A 23,189-nucleotide genomic window follows, 5' to 3' on the forward strand; every position below is an offset into this window, starting at 1 on the left:
CGGCAGGAATTGGCTCATACGGCTGCGAACTCCCGTACGGCTGTGGTGGTCTTCTGACGCGAGCAGCATCGAATATGCCGGGGGGAACCGGGACATGGGCTACTGGGGATACTTCGTCGTCGGCCGGGGGGAGCGGCCGCTGCCGGAGCTGGAGGCGCTGGCGTCGGCCGGGGACGGTCCGACGCAGCGCGCCTCGGCGCCGGGCGGATGGCAGGTGTGGGAGTACCCGAGCAGCGACGGCGACATCGGGAACATGAACGCCCTCGCCCGGGAGACCGGGGCGCCCGCGCTCTTCGGGTACGTCATGAACAGCGAGTGCGTGGTGCTGGAGGCCGCTGCTCCGGAGAGCGGGGCGTGGACGACCTGCCTCGCGCGCTCCGCCATGGCCGGGTACCTGGGGGCGGGCCGGGAGGGCCTCACGCTGGAGGACTACTTCCTGGAACCCGGCGACGCCGCCGAGCGGGCCGTGCGCTGGGCCGCCGAGGCCGGGTGCGAAGTGAACGCCGACGCCCTGGTGGACGTACTCACGTCAGACCCCGATCCCCTGGCCGAAAACCTCTTGTTCCGCTTCCTCGACAGACTGGGCGTGGTCCCCCTGTGACACTCCGGGGCCGTCGCACGCAGTAAGGGGAAGTGCGGGTTCCGTGAGGGGTGAGGGCTGGCAGCGGCCTGATCGGGCCCCGGAGACGGCCCGCGGAGGGAGGCGTGGATGAGCCTGGTGGAGTTGATCGCACAGGCCGACGAGCGCGGGCTGGCCGCGAGCGGGCTGGCTTGTTTGGATCGGTGCGTGCCCCTGCTGGGCGGCGACGACGAGATCCTGCGGCCGGTGTGGGCGAGCCTCAGCGACGGCGCCGGTGCCGGTGAATGGGGCGAGCGGCTGGAGCAGGCGCGCGGCAAGCTGGACGCGGCCGGCGCCGGGGACGAGGCGGTCGTGCTCGCCCACCGGATGCTCGAGGCCGCTCCCGCCGAGCGGTCCGCCGCGGGGGTCCGGGTGTGGGCCGACGCCTGCTCCGTCGCCTCCCTCCAGATCCACCGGCTCCTGGACACCACCGAGGACGAGGCCTCGTCCGTCGACTCCCGCCGCGAGGGCCGTACGGACGGCATGTCACCCCTCGTCGCCGCCGAACTTCGCCGCCAGATCACCGTCCTGGAGGTCCTGGCCGGACACGGCCCGGCCGGGCTGCGCCGGGCGCTGGAGGTGTCGGTGGAGGGGCGGCGGGTCCTGCGCGCGGTGGTGTCCCGCCGGAATCGGCAACAGAGCTGAAGGGCGGCGCCCGCCTACGGCCCTGAGCGGCCTAAACCCGGCTCCTGGAAGGGTCCTGTGACTGTCCCTTGCGCGAGGTGGGGCGGTCCTGCGCCGCTTCGGGGAAGTCGCCGATTCCGGGTGACGAAACGCTTCGCCGCAGCGCTTTCCGGGATGTGACGACTCAAGCGGAGACCAGGCCATCGGCGGCTGCGAAGCCGTTGCGGTGGGCGGCGGACACAGTGGCGACGATGCGCGAGGGAGCACGACTGCGCCTCGACTACTCGGCGCAGAGCCTGTGGAGCATCGACCGGATGATCGAGGGGATACGACGGGAGGGAGCGCCCTACGCCGCCGTCGAGGCAGTGCTGCGCGGCTTCGGCGCCTATGCCGGTGAGGTGATGGCGCGTCAGACCGGCGCCGAGTGGTGGGCGACCGGCGGCGACCACTGGCTGCGCACCCCCGACGGGCGCCTGTGGGACCCCATCGACGAGGCCCGCCGCTGCTACGCCGGTCATGGATCGCTGCGGCTGCTGTGCCGGGACGCGGTGGGCACCGAGTCCCGGCGGTAGCGTCAGCGCGGGAGCAGGTCCTCGTCCTCGTCCCGGGGCCCGGGCGGTTCCTGAGCGGCCTCGGCCGGCTTGGCGGCGTTCGCGGCCAGGGTGCGGATCTCGGGCAGGTCGTCGTAGAGGTGCTGCCCGGGGCATTCGGTCGGATAGCCGTCGCGGTGGCCGGAGATGCGGTGGAAGGTCACCTTCTGACCCAGCTTGTACTTGCCGTTGTCGGCACCGGAGGTCAGCACGACCGTCCCGGTCGGGTCGAGGCCGTAGAGGCCGAGCTTCCACGCCGCGACCTTCGCGACCGACTCCCGCACGGCGGCGTTCGTGGCCGCCGTGGAGTAGTCGCCGAGCACCGAGACGCTGCTGGTGGCGGTGTTGAACCCGTAGGTGTGCGCGCCGAGGACGGGCTTGTCGATGCCGCCCGCACGGCCCTCGAAGACGGTGCCGCACTTGTCGACGAGGAAGTGGTAGCCGATGTCGTTCCAGCCGTTGCTCTTCACGTGGTAGAGGAACACGCCGCGCACGATCGACGCCGACTCGGAGCAGGCGTAGTCGTTGGTGCCCGCCGTGTGGTGGACGAACAGCGCCTTGGTGTCGCCGGTGTAGGTGGGCGGATCCTTCACCAGGGACTCGTCGGCGCCCCAGGCGGAGCGCGACGTCACGGCGGGACGCTCGGCCGCGCGCGGCCCGGCGGCCGGCCCGACGGCGTCCGGTTCGACGGGCGCGGTGTGCACGCTCTCCGACCCGGCCTCGGGATCGACCAGGTCGACGCGCAGCCCCGCCGGCAGGCGCGAGCCCGACACGCGCACCTGGACGCCGTCCGAGGGCCCGGTCCACAGCGGCTGGGTGCTGCCGCGCACACCGGCCCGGTCGCGTTCCGGGCCGGTCTCGGGCGTACGGACGTCCGTCTCCAGGGGGCGCCACGCGCTCCACGTGCCGCTCTCCCGGGAGCGGGTGCGCACCTGGACGGTGCCGTCCAGGGTCGCGTCCGGGTCGTCCCAGGTGACACCGACCAGGCTGAACGGCTCGGTGGTGCGCGGGGCGAGGGACCGTTCGTGAGGGTCGCCGTCCGGCACCCGGACGGTGTGCACACCGTCCGAGGAGACGGCCCGGGCGGGCTGGGTCAGACCGAGGGCACCGAGGGCCAGAGCGGTGGCGACGGCGGTGCGCAGGAGGCGGGGTGTCATACGGCGCTCGCCTTTCGTGGGCGGTGGCATCGCGAGCAGAGCTCCCCGGTACGTCACTTGGCCGAAACCTCTGCGGGGCCGGGCTCCCGAGGACGGCGGGGCGGGTTGACCCGAACGGTCGTGGGCGCCCGACGCCTGACGCGCTGTGACACTTCCGCGCGGAACGGCGCTGATGAGCGTGGGAGGGCGCGCACCCGGCACGGACGAGGACGGTACTTGGGTCAGGGAACGGAACCCCGGCGCGGGCAGGCGTACGACGGGGAACTGGGTGCGGCCGTCGCGCGGGCCCAGCAGGGTGACGAGGCGGCCTTCGCGGTCGCCTACCGCCTCGTGCAGCCCGGACTGTTCGGCTATCTGCGCGGCCTGGTCGGGGACGACGCGGAGGACGTGGCGTCCGACGCCTGGCTGGAGATCGCCCGGGACCTCGGGCGGTTCCGGGGTGACGGGGCCGGCTTCCGCGGCTGGACGGCGACCATCGCCCGGCACCGGGCGCTGGACCACCTGCGCCGGCAGCGGGTACGGCCCCGGTCGTCCGCGCTGGAACAGGACGTCCTGGAACTGCCCGGACCGCAGAGCACGCACGACCAGGCGCTGGAGACCATCTCCACCGAGCACGCCCTGGAGCTGGTCCGGGGCCTGCCGCGCGACCAGGCCGAGGCCGTGCTGCTGCGCGTCGTGGTCGGTCTCGACGGCCCGGCCGCCGCGCGGGTCCTGGGCAAGCGCCCGGGTGCGGTACGCACGGCCGCCTACCGGGGCCTGAAACGCCTCGCCGGGCAGTTGGGCGCGGAGAGTGTGACGGATGAGGCTCCCCGGACGCTGGGTGAGTCGACGTGAGCGGAACCGGCGGTTTCGCGGACGGCCCGGGCGGGGCGCGCGGACTCGGCGCTCTGAACAGGGCGGACCGGCGGGACGTACTGGGACCCGGCGGGCCGGCCGGCACAGGCGGAACAGACGGATCGATCGGATCGAGCAGGGACGGAAACGGACATGGGTGAACGGCAGAGCGACGGCGGGCTTTCCGGCCGTGGTTCCCGGCACGCCCTCCTCGACTCCGACGTGGAGGCGCTGATCGTCGCCTCCCTCGTCCGGGACGGTGTCGACGCCGAGGCCGAGCAGCGGGCCGTGGCCGCCTTCCGGGCAGCCCGGGACGCCGGGGCCCTGCGCACGCGCACCCGCCGCCGGGACGACTGGAGTGCCCGGGAGCGGCGCTACCTGGGGCGGTCCCTGAAGACGACGCTCTCCGTGCTGCTCGCCAGTCTCACGCTGGGCGGTGTCGCGGTGGCGGCGATCGGCGTGGCGGGATCGCCGGAGGACGGCACGAAGGACGCCCCCGAGCGCCGGCCCGCCCCGAGCAGCGCCCCCCACGACCCGGCGGCGACGCCTCCGCGCGGCAGCAACAGCCCCGGCACCGGCACCGGCTCGGCCCCGGCCCACCCGGACCGGCCGGCCCCCGCCCAGGACACCGAGGCCCACTGCCGCGCCTACGAGCAGGCCGGGCGACGCGGCAAGGCCATGGAGGCGACGGCCTGGCAGCGTCTCGTGGCCGCCGCGGACGGTGAGAGGAACGTCACGGCGTTCTGCGCCGACCGGCTGGACGAGCCGAAGGGCGAGAGCGGTGACGCGGGGAACGACGACCCCGCCAAGGACGACAGCGGTGGCGCGGGGAACGACGACCCCGCCAAGGACGAGAACACTCCCGCCGCGAACGACGGTGCGGGCGGCGGGCCGGACAACGGCACGGGCCAGGGCCGGAGCGAGGGCAAGCGCTCCCAGCCCAACGGCCGTCAGTAGCAGAGGATTCCGCGAACGGCGCCCGTGACCGCCGGGGCGATTCCGCCCGTGCGCCGGCACCCGCCATGGCAACGGCCGAGGCCGCCACCCCCCACAGGAGAGGCCCCGGCCGTCGCGCGGCACGGGCCGCGCGGCGGCCCGTACTCCCTACAGCGCCCAGGGTGCGTTTTCTGTCACACCCCACCGCGTCACGGCTTAGTTGCATCGCGGACGGACATGGACGGGGAGTGGTTTCAGGTCGTAACGTGCCATTCGCGCCAACGCGGAGGCGGTAGGGCCACCGCAACCACCTGCGGGCTGGTAACCGCAACCAACAATTGAGCAACCACAACGGCGAGAACCCGGTCCGCGAAAGCGGCGCCGGTTTAGGCGCAGAAGGGCGCGCGGTGCTGGGGGACGACGCGGAGCTGACCGCCGCGGTACGTGCGGCACAGGACGGAGACGAGAACGCGTTCCGGACTGTCTACCGCACCGTGCATCCGCGGCTGCTCGGGTACGTACGGACACTGGTCGGCGACCCCGACGCCGAGGACGTGACGTCCGAGGCGTGGCTTCAGATAGCCCGCGATCTGGAGCGGTTCACCGGCGACGCGGACCGGTTCCGCGGCTGGGCCGCCCGGATCGCCCGCAACCGCGCGCTGGACCACATACGCATGCGCGGGCGCCGGCCCGCGATCGGCGGTGACGAGACCGAGCTGACCGGCCGGGCCGCCGCGTCGGACACCGCCGGCGAGGCCATCGAGGCGCTCGCCACCGACGGCACGTTCTCCCTGATCTCCCGGCTGCCGCAGGATCAGGCCGAGGCGGTCGTGCTGCGCGTGGTGGTGGGACTCGACGCGAAGACCGCCGCCGAGACGCTCGGCAAGCGCCCGGGCGCGGTCCGCACGGCGGCGCACCGGGGCCTGAAGCGGCTCGCCGAACTGCTCGGCGACGACCCGCAGGCCGATCCGGAATCGGCCGGGGTGCTCGACGCCCTGCCGCCCCAGCGAGAACCGCGCGGCGGTGCCGTGACGTCCGCACGTGTGACGCACAGCGTTGCGCGGACGCAGAAGGATGTGTGATGGCCGACGAGCAGTACAGGTGGCTGGACCGCGAAACGGCGGAGCGCTTGCTGAGCGGAGAGCCACTCGGAGCTGTCGACGGCGCCGGCCGGGACCAGGCCGAACACCTCGCCAGGACCCTCGGCGCGCTGTCCGCCACACCCCCGCTGACCAGCGATGAACTCCCCGGCGAGGCCGCCGCGGTGGCCGCTTTCCGCAAGGCCCGCGCGGAACGCGCCGACGCGGCAACGGCCCGTGCGGCCACCGGCGGACAGGACGCGGCCGAGGCCGCCGACGCAGGGCTGGTCCGTATCGGAACCCCCGGCGGCAGCGGCACCGTCATCGCTCGGCGGCCCCGCTGGGCCCGTCCCGCCCGCCTCGCCCTGACCGCCGTGCTGGCCGTCGGCATGGCCGGTGGGGTCGCCCTCGCGGCCGGAACCGGAGTCCTGAAGGCGCCGTTCGGCGGCGACGAACCCAACCCCGGCGCCTCCGTCTCGGCCTCCGTCACTCATCCGGAACGCCCGCTGGTGTCGCCCACGCCGAGCGACGCCGCGCAGGGCGGCTCGACCTCCGACGGCGCCCAGGGCGACACCTCGACGGGCGGGGCCGGTGCCCAGGGGCGGGACGAGGAGCGCGACGACGCGGCCCCGAAGCCGGACGACCGGAAGGACCGCTCCGGCGACCACCGCAGGGAGATCACCTCCGCCTGCCGCGACCTCCGCGACGGAAGGCGGCTGGACCCCGACCGCAGGCGCGCCCTGCGGGACGCGGCGGGCGGTCTCAGGGCGTGGAAGTACTGCAAGGGTGTCCTGTCCGAGGCCGACCCCCGCTCGGGGGAGCGCAGGAACGACGACCACGCGGACAAGGGCCGTCACCAGGGCAAGGGCACGGACCGGGACAGCAACCGGGACCGGAAGCGGGACAAGGCCGAGCGGAAGGCCGGCCGGACGGCCGAGAAGCGGGCCGACGACGATGAGGACGCGGACCGTGACCGGCTCCGGAGCTCTCTCGCACCGCTGCGACCTGCGGTTTCGCACTCCGTGAAAATCACCTGGCCGAGGGTGTGACGTTTTCGGCCGCCCGGGCGCAGTAACAAGTGAGCCGACTGGTCATCGGCTGTCGCACAGAGCCGGGGTTCCCCCCGTACCTACGGCTCGTGCACCTGAGCGCGGGCGGGACACGTTCCCCCGGTCCCGCCCGCGCCCCACACTTCCCCTCCCCGCTGTCACCAGGACACGACGACCTTGTCGCCGTTGCGGACCTGCGCGTACAGCTCGGCGATCGCAGCCTCGTCCCGTACGTTGACGCAGCCGTGCGAGGCGCCCGCGTAGCCCCGGGCGGCGAAGTCCGCCGAGAAGTGCACGGCCTGGCCGCCGCTGAAGAACATCGCGTAGGGCATGGGCGAGTCGTAGAGCGTCGAGACGTGGTCGCGGGACTTCCAGTAGACGGAGAAGACGCCCTCCCGAGTCGGTGTGCCCCGCGAGCCGAAGCGGACCGCCATTGTCGACACGGTCCGCCCGTCGATCATCCAGCGCAGTGTCCTGCTGGTCTTGTCGATGCACAGCACCCGGCCGCTGCGGCAGCGCGCGTCCGGCGGGTCGGCCTGCTGGCCGCCCATCAGGTACAGGTCCCACCGGCCCGGCTCGCGCGTCATGCGCACCAGCCGCTGCCAGGTGACGGCGTCGGTCTTCCCGGTGCGCGGCAGCCCGCGCTTGCCCTGGAACCCGCTGACCGCCCGCTCCGTCTGTTCGCCGTACGTCCCGGTCGGCCCCTCGAACAGCCAGGCGACCTGCCGCAGCCGGGCCTGGAGCTCCCGGACGTCCCGGCCGGTGGCGCCGCGGGACCACAGGACGCGGGGCGGGGCGGGAGCGGCACTGGGCTTGTCGTCGTCCGGCGCCGGCGCGGCGCTCGGCTCGTCGCCGCCTCCGGCGGGCGTGCGGTCCGGGGACGGAGTGCTGCTGGGCAGCTCGATGTGCACCGGCGAGCGGCGTTTCCCCTCGCCCTCGGGAGCCTGCACCGTGCAGCCGGTCAGCGCGGCCACCACGGCGAGTCCCGCCACGAATGCTCTCCCCATGCCCGTGGTACGCACACGGCCCCCCGCTCGTCTCACCGGTGTGCCCGGATGTCACCTGAGATGTTCCCCGGGCGTGACCCGCCGCGAACCAGGGGGCATGGTGGGTGAGCGAGGTCACTGCTCTGCGGGAGGCAAACCACCATGGCGCGTGAGTCGGAGTCCGGACTGCCGATCGAGCCGGTCTACGGGCCGGAGGTGCTCGATGGCTTCGATCCGGTGGAGAAGCTGGGGGAGCCGGGGGCGTTTCCGTACACGCGGGGTGTGTATCCGTCGATGTACACGGGCCGTCCGTGGACGATGCGCCAGTACGCCGGTTTCGGTACGGCGAGTGAGTCCAATGCCCGCTACCGGCAGTTGATCGCTCATGGCACGACGGGGTTGTCGGTGGCGTTCGATCTGCCGACGCAGATGGGTCATGACTCCGATGCGGCGATCGCGCACGGTGAGGTCGGCAAGGTGGGTGTGGCCGTCGATTCCGTCGAGGACATGCGGGTGCTGTTCGGCGGGATCCCGCTGGACCAGGTGTCGACGTCGATGACGATCAACGCGCCTGCGGCTCTGCTGCTGCTGATGTACCAGCTGGTCGCCGAGGAGCAGGGGGTCGGGGCGGAGCAGCTGACGGGCACGATCCAGAACGATGTGCTGAAGGAGTACATCGCCCGGGGCACCTACATTTTCCCGCCGAAGCCGTCGCTGCGGCTGACCGCGGACATCTTCAAGTACTGCCGGGCCGAGATCCCGCGCTGGAACACCATCTCGATCTCCGGCTACCACATGGCCGAGGCGGGTGCCTCCCCGGCGCAGGAGATCGCCTTCACCCTGGCCGACGGCATCGAGTACGTGCGCACCGCCGTCGCGGCGGGCATGGACGTGGACGACTTCGCTCCGCGCCTGTCGTTCTTCTTCGTGGCGCGCACCACGATCCTGGAGGAGGTCGCCAAGTTCCGTGCCGCGCGCCGGGTCTGGGCGCGGGTGATGCGCGAGGAGTTCGGGGCGAGGAACCCCAAGTCGTTGATGCTGCGCTTCCACACGCAGACGGCGGGGGTGCAGCTGACCGCGCAGCAGCCGGAGGTGAACCTGGTCCGGGTCGCGGTGCAGGGCCTGGCGGCGGTCCTGGGCGGGACGCAGTCGCTGCACACCAACTCCTTCGACGAGGCCATCGCCCTGCCCACCGACAGGTCCGCCCGCCTGGCCCTGCGCACCCAGCAGGTCCTCGCCTACGAAACCGATGTCACGGCCACGGTGGACCCGTTCGCGGGCTCGTACGTGATCGAGAAGATGACCGACGACGTCGAGGCCGCGGCGGTGGAGCTGATGGCCAAGGTCGAGGAACTCGGCGGCGCGGTGGCCGCCATCGAACGCGGCTTCCAGAAGAACGAGATCGAGCGCAACGCCTACCGCATCGCCCAGGAGACCGACTCCGGCGAACGCGTCGTCGTCGGCGTCAACCGCTTCCAGCTCGACGAGGAAGACCCCTACGAGCCGCTGCGCGTCGACCCCGCCATCGAGGCCCGGCAGGCCGAACGCCTGGCCGCACTGCGCGCCCAGCGCGACCAGCCGGCCGTCGACGCCGCCCTGACCGCGCTGAAGAAGGCCGCCGAGGGCGACGACAACGTCCTCTACCCCATGAAGGACGCCCTGCGCGCCCGGGCCACCGTCGGAGAGGTCTGCAACGCACTGCGCGACGTGTGGGGGGCGTACGTCCCGTCCGACGTCTTCTGACCGCGGACAGCCGGGGTGGGGATGTCAGACCCCCGTGCGACACTCATTCTCATGTTCGGTGTCATCGATCTGCCCACCTACCTGGCGGGCCTGGTGCTGATCGTCCTGCTGCCCGGCCCCAACTCGCTGTACGTGCTGTCCGTGGCCGCCCGCCGTGGCGTGCGAGCCGGGTACACCGCCGCTGCCGGAGTCTGGTGCGGGGACACGGTGTTGATGACTCTGTCCGCGGCCGGAGTCGCCTCGCTGCTCCAGGCGAACGCCGTGCTGTTCGCCCTCGTGAAGTACGCGGGGGCCGGATATCTGACCTGGCTGGCCATCGGCATGCTGCGGGCCGCGTGGGGCATGTGGCGGACGCGCGGGGAGCGGACCGCCGGTGGTGAGGCCCCCGCGCCCGCCGAGGAGCGGCCCTTCCGCCGTGCCTTCGTCGTCAGCCTGTTCAACCCCAAGGCGATCCTCTTCTTCGTCGCCTTCTTCGTGCAGTTCGTGGACCCGGGGTACGCCTACCCCGCCCTGTCCTTCGTCGTCCTCGGCTCCCTCGCCCAGCTCGCCAGCGTGCTCTACCTCAGCGCGCTGATATTCGGCGGCACCAGGCTGGCCGCCGCCTTCCGCCGCCGCAGGCGCCTGTCGGCCGGGGCGACCTCGGCGGCGGGTGCGCTGTTCCTGGGGTTCGCCGTGAAGCTGTCGCTGGCGAGTTCGTAGCGCACGCGCTCGTCAGCGCCGGCCGAAGCGGGCCAGGTAGTCCGGGAGTCCGGCCGCCGTGTCCCCCGCCCAGCCGACGTAGCCGTCGGGGCGGACGAGGTACAGGCCGGGCCCGTACGTTCCGGGCGCGGGGCCGCGTACGACCGGGATCCGCGCGCCGAGGTCCGGTGTCTGCGCGTCCCCCAGGGCCAGCAGGGTCCAGTGCGGGCCGCGGAACGCGTCGAAGAGCCGGACGCCGGCCACCGTCCCGTCGGGTGCGCGGTCGCCCGCCCGGAGCGGGCCCGGGGTGGTCCGGGTCTCGCGGGTGAGCGGCGACTGCCGGTAGCCGAGGCCGAGTTGGCGGGTCGCCTCGCCGCGCCGGGTCTCGCCGCGGTGCACACGGGTGGACAGCCCGAGCACATCGGCGGCGACGGGCCGGCGCTCCTCCTCGTAGGAGTCGAGCAGGGCCGCGTCCGCGCCGTCCCGCAGCACCGCGCCCAGCTTCCAGCCCAGGTTGTAGGCGTCCTGGACGCTGGTGTTGAGGCCCTGGCCGCCGGCGGGGGAGTGCACGTGCGCCGCGTCGCCGGCGAGGAAGACCCGCCCGGAGCGGAAGCGGTCCGCGAGGGCGGCCCGGGGGCGGAAGTCCGAGGCCCAGCGCAGCTCCGTCACGGACTCCGGCGAGAGGTGCGTGCGGGCGGCGACGACCTTCCGGATGCCCTCCAGGGAGAGGTCCGGGGCCGTCCCTTCCGGGAACTGCGCCACCAGCTGGAAGTCCTCGGTGCCGGACAGCGGGCAGATCGCGAGGAAGCCGTCGCCCTCACCGGGCGGGAAGACGTGCCAGTTGTCCCGGTCCAGGCCGCTGATCCGGACGTCCGCCACCAGCGTCGGGTTCGGGTCGACGGTCTCGCCCGCCATGCCGATGCCGAGCAGCCTGCGCACGGTCGAGCGGCCGCCGTCCGCCGCCACGGCGTACCGGGCGGTGACGACCTCGCCCGAGACGAACTCCGCGCGCACCCCGTTCTCGTCCTGCGTCAGACCGACGACCTCCCGGCCGAAGGCCACCTCCCCGCCCAGCTCCTCCAGCCGCGCCCGCAGGATCTGCTGCGTGCGCCACTGCGGCACCATCCACGGCTCGGTGTACGGCGCGTCCTCGGTCGGCTCGGCGGCGTCGAACATCCGGTGCTCACCGGCCCGCCTGCCGTCCTGCCAGATCGTCCCCACCGGATAGCGGCCGCCCGCCGCCCGGATCGCGTCGAGCACGCCCAGGTCGTCGAAGACCTCCATCGTGCGCGGCTGGATCCCCTTGCCGCGCGAGCCGGGGAACAACGCCTCCGCCCGCTCGACGACCAGCGCGGCCACGCCCCGCCGGGCGAGGTCGATACCGAGTGCCAGGCCCGTCGGGCCCGCTCCTACCACCAGCACGTCCGTGTCCATCAGCCACCCTCTCCTTAACGCTGTTAAGTAGCTTCGTTTCAGAGGATTGCCTTAACGGTGTTAAGTTGTCAAGCGTGAGTACGGAACGACGCGAGCCCCTGGACCGCCGCCGGGTCGCGGACACCGCGCTGCGGCTGCTGAACGAGGCCGGCCTGGACGGCCTGACCCTGCGCGCCATCGCCCGGGAACTGGACGTGAAGGCGCCCGCCCTCTACTGGCACTTCAAGGACAAGCAGGCGCTGCTCGACGAGATGGCGACGGAGATGTACCGCCGGATGGTCGCCGGAACCGCGCTCGACCCGGCCGACACCTGGCAGGACCGGCTGCTGAAGGCCAACCGCGGCCTGCGTGCGGCCCTGCTCGGCTACCGGGACGGCGCGAAGGTGTTCAGCGGCTCACGCTTCACCGGCATCGAGCACGCTGGGCAGATGGAGGACAACCTGCGCCTGCTCACGGCCGCCGGGTTCACCCTCGCCCAGGCGGCCCGCGCGCTCACCACGGCGTACCTGTACACGCTGGGCTTCGTCACCGAGGAGCAGGGTGTGCAGCCGCTGCCGGGCGAGCGCCGCGAGGGCTATGACATGAACGAACGCGCCCGCCTGATGGCCGACTTTCCCTTGTCGGCTCAGGCGGGCGCGGAGATCTTCGAGGACTACGACCGGCACTTCGAGGAGGGACTCGCCCTCGTGATCGGGGGGATCGGGGCGCGCTACGGGGTCTCATGACGCGGTCCGGCGCGTCAGGACCGTTTCGCGCGGGCCCGCCGTACGGCCCGGGTGATCACCGGCGGCAGCAGGTCCTTGGCGAGCCGGCGGACCCGGGACGGAGCGGGCCGGGCGGGGCGCGCCGCTCGCGACTCGGCGGCCGTGGGGGCCTGGGCGGGCGCCGGCTCCACGTAGTGCCGTGAGGGCGGGAAGGACGGCGGCTTCATGCCCCGGGAACGCGCCCGGATCAGCCGGTGCCCGGCCGCCTCCTGCACGCTCAGCCCGACGTCCGAGCGCTGCCGCAGCATCTCCAGCAGATCCTCCTGGAGCGGCTCCGGATCGCCCCAGGTGGCGTACATCTTCTGCGTGCTGAGACAGATCGGGCGCAGACCGCGGTTGAGGACGGCCTCCCACGCGGCGACCGAGACACCCGGGGTGTGCTCGGACCGGAAGTCGTCGAGGACCACGATGCCCTCGGGCAGCAGGATGTCGTGGGCCGCGCCGATGTCGCCGTGGACGTGCTCGTACAGGTGCGAGGCGTCGATGTGGATGAAGCGGCAGGTGTCCGGGGCCACCTTCTCGTCCACCAGGGAGCTGGGGCCGGTGATCACCGTCGGCAGGGTGTCGTGGAAGGAGAGGTAGTTCCGCTCGAACGCCTGCTGGGTGAGCGAGGCGTACGACTTCGAGGACTCCGCCTTGTTGGCCTCGTCCGGGGCGTCGCCCTCGAACAGGTCGCAGACGGTGAACAGTTCGCCGTCCTGGAGGTGGTGGCCGAGGAGGATGGCGCTCTTGCCCATGTAGACGCCGAGCTCCAGCAGGTCGCCCTTTATGCCGGCCTTCTTCTGCTGTTCGAGGAACCAGGTGAACAGCACTTGGTCCAGCGGCGGGAACCAGCCCGGGACGTCGGCGAGTTCGCCGGGGTGCTTGTCGGTCGCTTGTGCGTTGGTCATGAGACGAGCCTTCTCTCTGAGCGTTGCCCAAACCGACGGCCGGTTGAACGGGCCGTGAACAGGTCAGCGGGCCTTCGCCAGCGCCGTCCGCAGCAGGGGCGTCAGCGGCTTCTCCACATACTTGTTCAGCAACCACGCCAGCAGCAGCATTGACGCCACCGTCAGCGCGAACGTCACCCCCGAGGGGAGCCCAAGTCCGCGGTGCAGGGCGTGGATCACCACCCAGCCGAGGTGCTCGTGGACCAGGTAGAAGGGGTACGTCAACGCTCCCGCGACCGTCAGCCACCGCCAGTTCACGCGGCCCAGCAGGCCCAGCGCGATCGCGGCGACCGCCACGAAGCCGAAGGTGACGACGGCGATGATCCCGAACGAGGAGCGGTAGGAGAACGCCTCCGGGTCGGGCGCGTGCCACAGCCCCTGCACCGCGTAGTGCTGGCCGATCAGCCAGCTGACGGCGACGATGGCCCACCCGTAGACGTCCCGCCGGTCGCGGTGCACGAGGTAGAGGCCGACACCGCCGATGAAGAAGGGCGCGTACTCGGGCATCAGGACGATGTCGAGCAGCGGCATGTTCGCGTTCTCGGCGATCACCGCCGCCAGCGTCCAGCCCGCACAGAACATGATCACCCGGCGGCGGTTGGCTCCGGGCAGCACGACGCACAGGGCGAACAGGGCGTAGAAGCGGACCTCCGCCCACAGGGTCCAGCACACCCCGAGCACCCGGTCCACGCCGAGCGGCATCTGCAGCATGGTCAGGTTCACCAGGGCGTCGCTCGGCGAGACGGCCTTGTAGGCCACCACCGGCAGCGCGAACACCGCCGTGACGATGAGCACCGCCACCCAGTAGGCGGGCAGCAGCCGGGAGGCGCGGGAGGCGAAGAACGACTTCAGGGGACGGCCCCAGCCGCTCATGCAGATCACGAACCCGCTGATCACGAAGAAGACCTGGACGCCGAGGCAGCCGTAGGCGAACAGCGAGTGCAGGGTGGGGAACTGGTCCCTGGGCGAGGTGCCCCAGGCCTGGGCGACCTCACCGCCGCGTCCGCCGTAGTGGTACATCGCCACCATCAGCGCGGCCACCAGCCGCAGTCCGTCGAGGGCGCGCAGCCGGCCGCCGGAATCCTTTCTGCGCCGTGGGACGGTCGTGGCGCCCGGTGGTTCGACCAGCACGGCGACGCCGGGCTGGGGCTTGCGGGTGCTGACGACCGTCTCGGTCACGCTGGAAACCTCTGTGTGGCTCGTATGTCCTTTGCCTGAGCCGCCTGTGGGCGGGCGCCTGTCACCCTAGGACGAGAGTTGACGCAATTACGTTCGATGACGACAGGCTTCGCCCGCCCGTCTCCATGGGTTCATCTGGATGTCGCCGGGGCGGGACCGGCTCAGCGGCGTACCGCCTTGCGCAGCGCCCGGGCCCGCCGGACCACCCGGCGTGCGGTGGAATTGCGCGGCAGGAACGCCAGCCGCTGCGGAATGCCCCCGGGCAGTCCGAGCGCGGTGAGCCGCCGCTTCTTGAAGTAGCGCCGGGTGCGCGGGCCGAGATGCCGGGCGAGGAACTGCTCGGCCTGCGGGCGCAGCTCCGGGTAGATCTGCGGCTGCATGGTGAACCCGACGGCCGTGACGAGGGCGGACAGCCGTTCGGCCGGCAGGACGTCACCGTCCTCGCCGCTCGCCAGATCGGGCAGCAGCGCGTCCGCCAGGGTGGTCGGGATCCGGTTGCTGTTCTGGTACGGCGTCAGCCGCTCCAGCAGCAGCTCGGTTCCGATGCGGGCGACCGGCAGGTCGTAGAACGCGGAGGCCGTGAACAGCGCGGTCGAGAAGCAGCCGACGACCAGCGCGGGCCGGGCCCGGTCGAACAGCACCTCGGCGAGCACGGGCGTGTCCAGGACCGTGAGGTCCACGCCGAGCTTCTCCGCCTCGGTCTCCAGGGCGCGGCTGTAGCGGGCCGGTGCGGTCGGGTGGGGCTTGAAGACGACCGTGCGGTGGCCACGGGCGACGGCGCCCCGCATCATCCGCACATGCAGGTCCTCTTCCTCCTCGGGGGAGAGGATGTTCAGCGCCGACAGGTACTGGCCGAGCAGCAGCGCCGAGTCGCCGGGCAGGTCCGGCAGTTCGGGCACGGTCTCGGTGACCTCGCCGAGCACCTTCAGGAACGCGGGCGAGGGCACCAGGTGCGCCGGCACACCGAACTCGGTGAGCAGCATCGGCGTGAGTCCCGGCACCAGGTCGAGGTGCAGCAGCCGCCGTACGCGCGTGCCGACCAGCGGGTCGAGCTTGTTGCGGGTGGGGCCGTAGCTCATCAGCCCGTCGGCGTAGACGTCGATGGGGGCGTCGGTGAACAGCTGGGCCACCGTGAGCGCGGGCGCGACCTGGATGGACTCCAGCACCAGGCTCACCCGGTCGTCGCCGAGGCCCCACAGCATCCGCAGATAGCGCTCGAACAGCGGGATGTCGTCGGAGCGCGGCGACCAGGCCCCGGGGTGGAAGGGGCGGATGGCCTCGTTCCAGGACAGCACCTCGTCGAAGTGCTCGCGCAGCGGGGCGAAGCCCGGCATCTCGTCGAGGGCCGGAGTGGTCTCCGGGGTCGCGGAGTTGTTGAACACCAGCAGCACCCGGCGGTCCGGCTCCTCGAAGAGGTCGGAGTCGATCGCGGCGGCCAGGGTGGCGACGCCGTACAGCGTCGAGGCGCAGAAGATCTGAGTGGTCCCGGGCATCAGGCGGCCGCTCCCGTCGTGGTCACCCGGCGCCGCAGCCGCCGCAGCTTGGACGAGCGGTCCATGTCCATGGCCTCCAGTGCGTCGGTGAGTGCGTCCTGCGGCATGCGCCGGATGGCCGCCGCGCTCATCGACCGCAGCTGCCTGGCCACGGCCGGTTCGAACCTGTCCTCGTTGGAGAGGTGGTGGGCGATGATCGCGCAGTAGGTCCGCACCGCCTTGGGCAGCAGCCGGTCGGCCTCGCGGTCCGCGGCCGTCTCCTCGATCACCTGGTCGAAGGCCCGGATGAAGTCGAGCTGGCGGACGTCGCCGATCTGCGTCAGGGACGAGGCCACCCCGCGCCGGTAGAACACGCCCAGCAGGCTCACCACGGCGAACGACTCCGCCTCGCGGTGCAGCTTCCAGATCCACGGCCGGTCCTCGGCCGTGCGCAGCCCGTGGGTGAAGTGAAGAACGCCCTTGTCGACGAGCCGGCGGTGGTACGCGCCGGCCCAGGCGTAGGCGTAGTCCACGGAGGTGGAGCGGTGGGCGGGGAGGATCGCCTCCCGCGGGTCGAACGCCTCCCAGCGCCGTCCGACCGGGACCCGGTGCACGGAACGGGCGCGCGCGGTGGCCTGGACATGGTCGGTGCGCACGAAGTCGCACCCCAAGTCGTCCATCGCGGACACCAGTTCGGTGAGGTAGCCGGGGGCCAGCCAGTCGTCGCCGTCCAGGAACGTCAGGTACTCGCCCTGCGCCGCGTCCAGGCCGGTGTTGCGGGCGGTGGCGAGCCCACCGTTCTGCTCGTGGCGGATGTACCGCACCTGGGCGACATCCGAAAGGTCCTCGGCCGCTCGTTCGAGAATGGCCGGAGTTTCGTCCTTCGAATGGTCGTCGACCAGGATGAACTCGAAATCACGGTCGGCGTTCAACCGAAGGCTTCTGAGGGTGTCCGGGGCATATTGCTGCACGTTGTAGAACGGCACGATCACGGAAAGCTTAGGCACCCGCAAAACGTTAGGAGGCCGCCCGGCAGCGGAACTTTCCGGTGAAGGTACACCGGGTGAACTCCATGTGTCAGAACGGTGCACCCCGTGTACTTCCCGCTTTCCAGCAGGCCAGTTCGGCTCTCGGTGGGCTGTTGTTAACTTTTCGTTGAGTCGGGGTTCCGCCATACCTCGGATTCGCTTCCTAGCGTCTTGGACGTGCCAGTAAGTACACCGAAGCGCCCGCGAATCGCCGTCCTCGCGGACTCAGACACCCGATGGAAATGGGGTGCGCTGACCGCGGACCGCATCGCCCCGGGACCGTCCATGGAAGCCGCACCGCGCGAGGGCGCGCAAGTCGGCCCCCTCCTCGACGGCTTCCTGCTGCGCGGCCGGGCGACGCCCACCCCGCGCCAGCTTCAGGAAGTGGGCGTGCGCGCCGACTCGCTGCGGGAGGTCACCGCCGTCGAGTTCCTGCGCGCCATGGCCGAGGAGTCCTACGACGTCCTCGTCCTCTCCCTCGTGGGCGGCGGTGTGCAGGCGATGCTCCACGGCCTGGCACGCGTCTGGGAGAACCGCACCTCGCGGCCCGTCGTCGTCACCGGCTACGTCGGTGTCGTCTACGAGAAGCTCGCCGACGGCCTGCTGCTGCGGCACGGCGCGGACCTGGTCCTCGCCAACTCCCGCCAGGACGCGGACCGCTTCCGGGCCGTGTACGAAGGGGTCGGCGCGGACGCCTCCGCGGTGACCGAGGTGGCCCTGCCGTTCCTCGGGGGAGCGCCGTACGAAGGCGAGCACGACCCCTCCGCGGAGCAGGGGCGCAGGCCCTACACGGTCGTCTTCGCCGCCCAGCCCTCCGTCCCGGAGAGCCGCAAGGACCGTACGTACCTGCTGAACCGGCTGGTGCAGCACGCCCGCAGGCACCCCGAGCGCGAGGTGCTGCTGAAGCTGCGCTCCAAGCCGGGCGAGCACACCACCCACATCGAGGAACTGCCCTACCAGAAGCTGGTGCAGCGCCTCGATCCGCCGGACAACTTCCGCCTGGTGTACGGCAACATGGGCGAGGTCCTCGACCGCACCGACCTGCTGGTGACGGTCAGTTCCACGGCCGCCCTGGAGTCGCTGCACCGCCGTGTCCCGACCGTCGTGCTGACGGACCTCGGCATCCGCGAGTCGCTCGGCAACCACCACTTCGTGGGCTCCGGCTGCCTCGCCTCCTGGGACCAGCTCGACGCCGGGCACCGGCCCGCGCCCGACGAGGAGTGGGTCTCCCGGCAGGGCGTCGCGGCGGACGGCTCCTACGACTCCGCCTTCGACGCGGCACGCAAGCGCATCGCCGGGCTCCTCGACCGGCCCGGCGGCCTGCCCCCGCTGACCCCGTACTACACCCCCGTCACCGCACCCGGCTATCTGCCCGGGATCCTCGCCCGCCACCACCTCGGCCCGGACGGCACCCCGCTGCCCGGCGCGCCCGCCGCCGACAAGGAACCCGGACCGGTCCGGCAGATCGTGCGCCGGGCGGCGCGCGGCGCCTACCGGCACGGCGTGCAGCGCGTGGCGCCCGTCATCCGGCGGATGGGCGAGCTGTGAGCCGCCCCGAGACCTCCGCCCACGGAGCCCAAGGAGTAGTCCCCATGTCCCAACCCGAAGCGGGCCGAGGTGCCTCGGTGCGCCGCGTGCTCGCGGTGATCCCCGCGCGCGGCGGCTCCAAGGGCGTGCCCGCGAAGAACCTCCTGCCCGTCGGCGGTGTCCCGCTGGTGGCCCGGGCGGTGCGCGAGTGCCGGTCGGCCCGGCTGGTGACCGACGTCGTGGTCTCCACCGACGACCAGGCCATCGCGGCCGCCGCCCGCCAGGCAGGCGCCGAGGTCGTGCTGCGGCCCGCCGCCATCGCCGGCGACACGGCGACCTCCGAGGCCGCCGTCCTGCACGCCATGGACGCCCACGAGGCCCTGCACGGGGCGCCGGTGGACGTCGTCCTGCTCGTGCAGTGCACCAGCCCGTTCATCGTCCGCGAGGACATCGACGGCGTCGCCGGCGCGATCGCCGAGAACGGCGCCGACACCGCGGTGACCGTGGCACCGTTCCACGGGTTCATCTGGCGGGACGCCGAGGACGAGGTCGCTGCCGGATCCGTCGCGGAGCAGGACGCCGCGGTCGGCGGCGGCTACGGCGTCAACCACGACAAGTCCTTCCGTCCCCGCCGCCAGGACCGCCCCCAGGACCTGCTGGAGACCGGCGCCGCCTACGCCATGGAGGCGACCGGCTTCCGCGAGCACCAGCACCGCTTCTTCGGCCGCACCGAGCTGGTCCGCACGGACCCCGCGCGCGTGCTGGAGATCGACGACCCGCACGACCTCGCCCGCGCCCGGGCCCTCGCCCCGCTCTTCGACGCGGACCGGCCCGGCGCGCTCCCGACCGCCGACGACATCGACGCGGTCGTCCTCGACTTCGACGGCACCCAGACCGACGACCGGGTGCTGGTCGACTCCGACGGACGGGAGTTCGTCTCCGTGCACCGCGGGGACGGACTCGGCATCGCGGCCCTCCGCAGGAGCGGCCTGAAGATGCTGATCCTGTCCACGGAACAGAACCCTGTGGTCGCCGCCCGGGCCCGGAAGCTCAAGCTCCCGGTGCTGCACGGCATCGACCGCAAGGACCTCGCGCTGAAGCAGTGGTGCGAGGAGCAGGGCATCGCGCCGGAGCGCGTGCTCTACGTCGGCAACGACGTCAATGACCTCCCGTGCTTCGCCCTCGTGGGCTGGCCCGTGGCGGTCGCGAGCGCCCACGACGTCGTGCGCGGCGCCGCACGCGCGGTCACCACCGTCCCCGGTGGCGACGGCGCGATCCGAGAGATCGCCAGCTGGATCCTCGGCCCCTCTCTCGATTCCCTCACCAAGTAAGGACATCTCTGCCATGAGCACCAACTCCCGTATCCGCCAGTTCGGTTCGCGCGAGGTCGGCCCGGGCCGTCCGGTCTACGTCTGCGGTGAGATCGGCATCAACCACAACGGCGAGCTCGAGAACGCCTTCAAGCTGATCGACGCCGCCGCCGAGGCCGGCTGCGACGCCGTCAAGTTCCAGAAGCGCACCCCGGAGATCTGCACCCCGCGCGACCAGTGGGACATCGAGCGCGACACCCCCTGGGGCCGGATGACCTACATCGACTACCGCCACCGCGTGGAGTTCGGCGAGGACGAGTACCGCGCCATCGACGACTACTGCAAGTCGAAGAACATCGACTGGTTCGCCTCCCCGTGGGACACCGAGGCCGTCGCGTTCCTGGAGAAGTTCGACGTCCCCGCCCACAAGGTCGCCTCCGCCTCCCTCACGGACGACGAGCTGCTGCAGGCCCTGCGCGCCACGGGCCGCGCGGTGATCCTCTCCACCGGCATGTCGACGCCGAAGCAGATCCGCCACGCGGTCGAGGTCCTCGGCTCCGACAACATCCTGATGTGCCACGCCACGTCGACCTACCCGGCGAAGGCCGAGGAGCTCAACCTGCGGGTCATCAACACCCTCCAGCAGGAGTTCCCGAACGTCCCGATCGGCTACTCCGGCCACGAGACCGGCCTGCAGACCACCCTCGCCGCGGTCGCCCTGGGCGCCACCTTCGTCGAGCGCCACATCACCCTCGACCGCGCCATGTGGGGCTCGGACCAGGCGGCGTCCGTGGAGCCGCAGGGCCTCACGCGCCTCGTCCGCGACATCCGCACCATCGAGGCCTCCCTCGGTGACGGCGTCAAGAAGGTCTACGAGTCCGAGCTGGGCCCGATGAAGAAGCTGCGCCGCGTCGCCGGCGTGGTCGCCGAGGCGGAGATCGCCACGGCGGCGGGCGAGCCGGTCGGCGTCTGAACGAACCACCCCCACAACCCCCCTTACGACGGGACGGTCGTACGTCGATGAGCCCCCGCGCCGGGAACGCCGGCCCTCACACTCTCGCCTTCGTCGAGAGCCCGGTACAGCTGTTGAACGTGCTGGAGTGGGCGCACGCGCATGCGCCCGGCGTGGGGCTCACCCTCGTGGTGCTGTCGCCACTCGACCCGATGACGCGCGGCCAGCTGCGGCGGATGTCCGACCTGGCCCGCGACGAGGGGCACCAGGTCCGCTGGGAGGAAGCGCGCGGCGGGCCCCTGGCGCCCTTCCAGACCATCGGCGGCCTGACCGGCCTGCTCCGCAGGGCACGCCGGGTCGTGCTGGGGGACCCCTTCTCCCGCTACGTCCAGCTGCTGCTGACGATCACCCACGCCCGTGACCTCGTCGTCGTCGACGACGGCACGGCGACGATGGAGTTCGTCGGGCAGCTGGCCCGGGGCGAACGGCTGGTGCGCTGGCACCGCAAGGGCGGCCGCCCCGGCCCACGGGACGTGATCTTCGCGCCGGTGTCGGCCTCGGCCCGCCGCCGGCTGACCCCCGGCGACCGTCGCCGCATCGAGATCTTCTCCTCCATGCCGATGGAGGAGACTCCTCAGGGCGTCACGGTCAGCGCCAACACCTTCGCCTGGACCCGGTCCCGCTTCGGCCCGCCCCGCATCACCAAGGGCGCGGACATGGTGGGCACGTCCCTGGTGGAGACCGGGGTGGTGGACGACGGCCGCTACCTGGAGGCCGTCCAGGCCCTGGCCAGGGCCCATGGCGCCACCCGCTACTTCGCCCACCGCCGCGAGAGCACCGACAAGCTCCACCGCCTCGCCGTCGAGACGGGCCTGGAGATCGTCCGCCCCGAGCTGCCCCTGGAACTGATCGCCCGCCGCGGCCCCATCGGCCGCACGATCCTCAGCTTCCCCTCCACGGTCGTCCACACCCTCCCCCTCGCCCTGGCCGGCACGGAGGTCCGCGTGGCGGTCTGCGACATCGACCCCTCCTGGCTGACCGAGAACGCCTCCCCCCGAGCCCAGGGCTTCCTGTCCGGGGTGACGGGAACGGCCCGGGACGTACACCGGCTGTCCCCGACGCCCGCGCCGAACCCGACGCCCGCGCCGAACCCGACGGCACCCCCGAACCCGGCGGCACCCCTGAGCCCGGCGAGCACCACGGACACCCCGGCCCCTGCCGACCCGCCCGGCCCGGCAGGAGCGGCAACCTTCACAGCCCTCCCGGGCCCGACCGGAACGCAGGGCGCGGTGGCGGCGGGCTAGACGCGGAGGACGGCCGGCCCGCGGGTCCCGGGGCTTGCAGGGGCAGGTCGCGCTGCCTTCGCTGCCGCACCGGCCCGGTCGGGAAGTACCCGCTGCCCGGGTGGCCGCCACGGCGGTTCCCCGCGCGGTGCACTCCGCCCGAGCCGGTTCCGGCTGGTCCGTCAGCCGGAACCGGCGGCGGTGATCTCACCCGGGGTGCCGGAGGACGAGGACGCCCTGTCCGCCGCGGGCTCCCCGGGCGGCCTGCGCGCCAGCAGGAACGCACGCGGCAGTTTCTCCCCGGGCCCGGGCTCGCGCAGGACGCGGGCGTGGAGGCTCAGGCCCGCCTTCGTCAGGTGCGCGGCGACCGTGTCCGGAGTGCGCCAGTGGTAGTCGAGCGAGATCTCCTGGCCGTAGCGCTCGGTCAGGCGCTGGTGCCCGTCCTCGTCACCGGACTGGAACGCGAGCAGCACCGGCGCCCCCGGCAGCAGGACGCGGTGGAACTCGGCGAAGACGGACGGCAGATGATCGTCCGGCACATGGATGATCGAGTAGAGCGCGACGATGCCGCCGAGCGTCTCGTCCGGCAGGTCCAGCGCCGTCATCGAACCGACGTGGAACCGCAGCTCCGGATGCGCCCGGCGGGCCAGCGCCACCATGCGGGGCGACGCGTCGACCCCGAACACCGGCAGCCCGGCCTCGTGCAGCCGTGCCGTCACATACCCCGGACCGCTGCCGACGTCCGCGACCGGCGGCTGCCCGGGCCCCGCGGACACCCGGGCCAGTTCCACGAAGGCCGTCAGCAGCGCCCGCTCCAGCGGTCTCCCGGCCAGGCTGTCGGGGTGCTCGGCGGCGTAGGCCTCGGCGATGGCGTCGTACGAGGCCTGCGTGGACTGTAAGAACTCGGGGGCGCGCACGGGCGCAGACTAGCGGGGGCGCGCGTCCGGCAGATGAACACGCCCGTGTTCGCCGCGCAGGGCGTGGTATCCGTGGAGAGGATGGATGGATACCGGAGT

The 23,189-nt window shown here is 72.4% G+C and carries 22 protein-coding genes; 14 read left to right on the forward strand and 8 right to left on the reverse strand.

Annotated features, from left to right (window positions below):
• Positions 1 to 94: 94 nt before the first annotated feature.
• From AB0G20_RS33115 to AB0G20_RS33125, 3 genes are all read left to right on the forward strand, one after another.
• Entirely contained in the window at positions 95 to 601 is a 507-nt protein-coding gene (locus AB0G20_RS33115; protein WP_361308809.1) for a hypothetical protein, read from the forward strand.
• Positions 602 to 709: 108 nt separating this feature from the next.
• Positions 710 to 1,264: a hypothetical protein gene (locus AB0G20_RS33120; protein ID WP_361308811.1), complete on the forward strand. Its 555-nt coding sequence runs from the start codon at positions 710 to 712 to the stop codon at positions 1,262 to 1,264.
• A gap of 155 nt (positions 1,265 to 1,419) precedes the next feature.
• Entirely contained in the window at positions 1,420 to 1,815 is a 396-nt protein-coding gene (locus tag AB0G20_RS33125; protein ID WP_361308813.1) for a hypothetical protein, read from the forward strand.
• Between the two features lie 2 nt (positions 1,816 to 1,817).
• On the opposite strand, the gene AB0G20_RS33130 is transcribed toward AB0G20_RS33125, so the two are convergent.
• Positions 1,818 to 2,990: an N-acetylmuramoyl-L-alanine amidase gene (locus tag AB0G20_RS33130; RefSeq protein WP_361308815.1), complete on the reverse strand. Its 1,173-nt coding sequence runs from the start codon at positions 2,988 to 2,990 to the stop codon at positions 1,818 to 1,820.
• Between the two features lie 216 nt (positions 2,991 to 3,206).
• Here AB0G20_RS33130 and AB0G20_RS33135 point away from each other — a divergent pair, with 216 nt between their 5' ends.
• From AB0G20_RS33135 to AB0G20_RS33150, 4 genes are all read left to right on the forward strand, one after another.
• A complete protein-coding gene (locus AB0G20_RS33135; protein WP_361308817.1) occupies positions 3,207 to 3,824 on the forward strand; it encodes an RNA polymerase sigma factor in 618 nt (205 codons plus the stop codon).
• 153 nt (positions 3,825 to 3,977) lie between these two features.
• Positions 3,978 to 4,781, forward strand: coding sequence for a hypothetical protein (locus AB0G20_RS33140; RefSeq protein WP_361308819.1), 804 nt, complete (start codon positions 3,978 to 3,980; stop codon positions 4,779 to 4,781).
• Between the two features lie 386 nt (positions 4,782 to 5,167).
• Positions 5,168 to 5,842: an RNA polymerase sigma factor gene (locus AB0G20_RS33145; RefSeq protein WP_361308913.1), complete on the forward strand. Its 675-nt coding sequence runs from the start codon at positions 5,168 to 5,170 to the stop codon at positions 5,840 to 5,842.
• The gene (locus tag AB0G20_RS33150) at positions 5,842 to 6,888 is read left to right on the forward strand and encodes a hypothetical protein (protein ID WP_361308821.1); all 1,047 of its coding nucleotides are present in this window, start codon (positions 5,842 to 5,844) and stop codon (positions 6,886 to 6,888) included. Before AB0G20_RS33145 ends, AB0G20_RS33150 begins: the two co-directional genes overlap by 1 nt.
• 158 nt (positions 6,889 to 7,046) lie before the next feature.
• On the opposite strand, the gene AB0G20_RS33155 is transcribed toward AB0G20_RS33150, so the two are convergent.
• A complete protein-coding gene (locus tag AB0G20_RS33155; RefSeq protein WP_361308823.1) occupies positions 7,047 to 7,895 on the reverse strand; it encodes a L,D-transpeptidase family protein in 849 nt (282 codons plus the stop codon).
• A gap of 141 nt (positions 7,896 to 8,036) precedes the next feature.
• Between AB0G20_RS33155 and AB0G20_RS33160 the strand changes: the two genes are divergently transcribed.
• Together AB0G20_RS33160 and leuE are read left to right on the forward strand one after the other, a co-directional pair.
• On the forward strand, positions 8,037 to 9,617 hold the full coding sequence (locus AB0G20_RS33160) for a methylmalonyl-CoA mutase family protein (protein ID WP_361308825.1): 1,581 nt from the start codon (positions 8,037 to 8,039) through the stop codon (positions 9,615 to 9,617).
• A gap of 51 nt (positions 9,618 to 9,668) precedes the next feature.
• Positions 9,669 to 10,316, forward strand: coding sequence for a leucine efflux protein LeuE (gene leuE, locus AB0G20_RS33165; RefSeq protein WP_361308827.1), 648 nt, complete (start codon positions 9,669 to 9,671; stop codon positions 10,314 to 10,316).
• Positions 10,317 to 10,328: 12 nt separating this feature from the next.
• On the opposite strand, the gene AB0G20_RS33170 is transcribed toward leuE, so the two are convergent.
• Positions 10,329 to 11,729, reverse strand: coding sequence for an FAD-dependent oxidoreductase (locus tag AB0G20_RS33170; protein WP_361308829.1), 1,401 nt, complete (start codon positions 11,727 to 11,729; stop codon positions 10,329 to 10,331).
• A 74-nt stretch (positions 11,730 to 11,803) separates the two neighbouring features.
• Between AB0G20_RS33170 and AB0G20_RS33175 the strand changes: the two genes are divergently transcribed.
• Positions 11,804 to 12,454 carry a TetR/AcrR family transcriptional regulator C-terminal domain-containing protein gene (locus AB0G20_RS33175; RefSeq protein WP_361308831.1) on the forward strand — a complete coding sequence of 217 codons (651 nt, stop codon included), beginning with the start codon at positions 11,804 to 11,806 and terminating at the stop codon, positions 12,452 to 12,454.
• 14 nt (positions 12,455 to 12,468) lie between these two features.
• Here AB0G20_RS33175 and AB0G20_RS33180 read toward each other — a convergent pair whose 3' ends face one another.
• From AB0G20_RS33180 to AB0G20_RS33195, 4 genes are all read right to left on the reverse strand, one after another.
• The gene (locus tag AB0G20_RS33180; RefSeq protein ID WP_361308832.1) at positions 12,469 to 13,383 is read right to left on the reverse strand and encodes a class I SAM-dependent methyltransferase; all 915 of its coding nucleotides are present in this window, start codon (positions 13,381 to 13,383) and stop codon (positions 12,469 to 12,471) included.
• Between the two features lie 63 nt (positions 13,384 to 13,446).
• Positions 13,447 to 14,553: an acyltransferase gene (locus AB0G20_RS33185; RefSeq protein WP_361308915.1), complete on the reverse strand. Its 1,107-nt coding sequence runs from the start codon at positions 14,551 to 14,553 to the stop codon at positions 13,447 to 13,449.
• Positions 14,554 to 14,762: 209 nt separating this feature from the next.
• Complete coding sequence (locus AB0G20_RS33190; protein ID WP_361308834.1) at positions 14,763 to 16,094, reverse strand: alpha-2,8-polysialyltransferase family protein; 1,332 nt, start codon at positions 16,092 to 16,094, stop codon at positions 14,763 to 14,765.
• A complete protein-coding gene (locus AB0G20_RS33195; RefSeq protein ID WP_361308836.1) occupies positions 16,094 to 17,080 on the reverse strand; it encodes a glycosyltransferase family 2 protein in 987 nt (328 codons plus the stop codon). Before AB0G20_RS33195 ends, AB0G20_RS33190 begins: the two co-directional genes overlap by 1 nt.
• A gap of 198 nt (positions 17,081 to 17,278) precedes the next feature.
• On the opposite strand from AB0G20_RS33195, the gene AB0G20_RS33200 reads away from it, so the two are divergent.
• The 4 genes from AB0G20_RS33200 to AB0G20_RS33215 are packed head-to-tail and all read left to right on the forward strand — an operon-like array spanning position 17,279 to position 22,194.
• A complete protein-coding gene (locus tag AB0G20_RS33200; protein ID WP_361308838.1) occupies positions 17,279 to 18,649 on the forward strand; it encodes a DUF6716 putative glycosyltransferase in 1,371 nt (456 codons plus the stop codon).
• Between the two features lie 44 nt (positions 18,650 to 18,693).
• A complete protein-coding gene (locus AB0G20_RS33205) occupies positions 18,694 to 19,959 on the forward strand; it encodes an N-acylneuraminate cytidylyltransferase (RefSeq protein ID WP_361308840.1) in 1,266 nt (421 codons plus the stop codon).
• A 13-nt stretch (positions 19,960 to 19,972) separates the two neighbouring features.
• Positions 19,973 to 20,911, forward strand: coding sequence for an N-acetylneuraminate synthase family protein (locus tag AB0G20_RS33210; RefSeq protein ID WP_361308842.1), 939 nt, complete (start codon positions 19,973 to 19,975; stop codon positions 20,909 to 20,911).
• Between the two features lie 47 nt (positions 20,912 to 20,958).
• Positions 20,959 to 22,194, forward strand: a complete 1,236-nt coding sequence (locus AB0G20_RS33215; protein ID WP_361308844.1) for a hypothetical protein — start codon at positions 20,959 to 20,961, stop codon at positions 22,192 to 22,194.
• A gap of 161 nt (positions 22,195 to 22,355) precedes the next feature.
• On the opposite strand, the gene AB0G20_RS33220 is transcribed toward AB0G20_RS33215, so the two are convergent.
• On the reverse strand, positions 22,356 to 23,090 hold the full coding sequence (locus AB0G20_RS33220; RefSeq protein WP_361308846.1) for a class I SAM-dependent methyltransferase: 735 nt from the start codon (positions 23,088 to 23,090) through the stop codon (positions 22,356 to 22,358).
• Positions 23,091 to 23,189: the final 99 nt, after the last annotated feature.

This window comes from Streptomyces sp. NPDC024017, assembly GCF_040638895.1.
GTDB lineage: Bacteria > Actinomycetota > Actinomycetes > Streptomycetales > Streptomycetaceae > Streptomyces.

Coding starts and splice junctions, on each gene's coding strand:
- AB0G20_RS33180 (WP_361308832.1), bottom strand. CDS start 13,383: ATGACCAACGCACAAGCGACCGACAAGCACCCCGGCGAACTCGCCGAC.
- AB0G20_RS33170 (WP_361308829.1), bottom strand. CDS start 11,729: ATGGACACGGACGTGCTGGTGGTAGGAGCGGGCCCGACGGGCCTGGCA.
- AB0G20_RS33140 (WP_361308819.1), top strand. CDS start 3,978: ATGGGTGAACGGCAGAGCGACGGCGGGCTTTCCGGCCGTGGTTCCCGG.
- AB0G20_RS33115 (WP_361308809.1), top strand. CDS start 95: ATGGGCTACTGGGGATACTTCGTCGTCGGCCGGGGGGAGCGGCCGCTG.
- AB0G20_RS33215 (WP_361308844.1), top strand. CDS start 20,959: ATGAGCCCCCGCGCCGGGAACGCCGGCCCTCACACTCTCGCCTTCGTC.
- AB0G20_RS33160 (WP_361308825.1), top strand. CDS start 8,037: ATGGCGCGTGAGTCGGAGTCCGGACTGCCGATCGAGCCGGTCTACGGG.
- AB0G20_RS33210 (WP_361308842.1), top strand. CDS start 19,973: ATGAGCACCAACTCCCGTATCCGCCAGTTCGGTTCGCGCGAGGTCGGC.
- leuE (WP_361308827.1), top strand. CDS start 9,669: ATGTTCGGTGTCATCGATCTGCCCACCTACCTGGCGGGCCTGGTGCTG.
- AB0G20_RS33155 (WP_361308823.1), bottom strand. CDS start 7,895: ATGGGGAGAGCATTCGTGGCGGGACTCGCCGTGGTGGCCGCGCTGACC.
- AB0G20_RS33150 (WP_361308821.1), top strand. CDS start 5,842: ATGGCCGACGAGCAGTACAGGTGGCTGGACCGCGAAACGGCGGAGCGC.
- AB0G20_RS33130 (WP_361308815.1), bottom strand. CDS start 2,990: ATGACACCCCGCCTCCTGCGCACCGCCGTCGCCACCGCTCTGGCCCTC.
- AB0G20_RS33120 (WP_361308811.1), top strand. CDS start 710: ATGAGCCTGGTGGAGTTGATCGCACAGGCCGACGAGCGCGGGCTGGCC.
- AB0G20_RS33190 (WP_361308834.1), bottom strand. CDS start 16,094: ATGCCCGGGACCACTCAGATCTTCTGCGCCTCGACGCTGTACGGCGTC.
- AB0G20_RS33205 (WP_361308840.1), top strand. CDS start 18,694: ATGTCCCAACCCGAAGCGGGCCGAGGTGCCTCGGTGCGCCGCGTGCTC.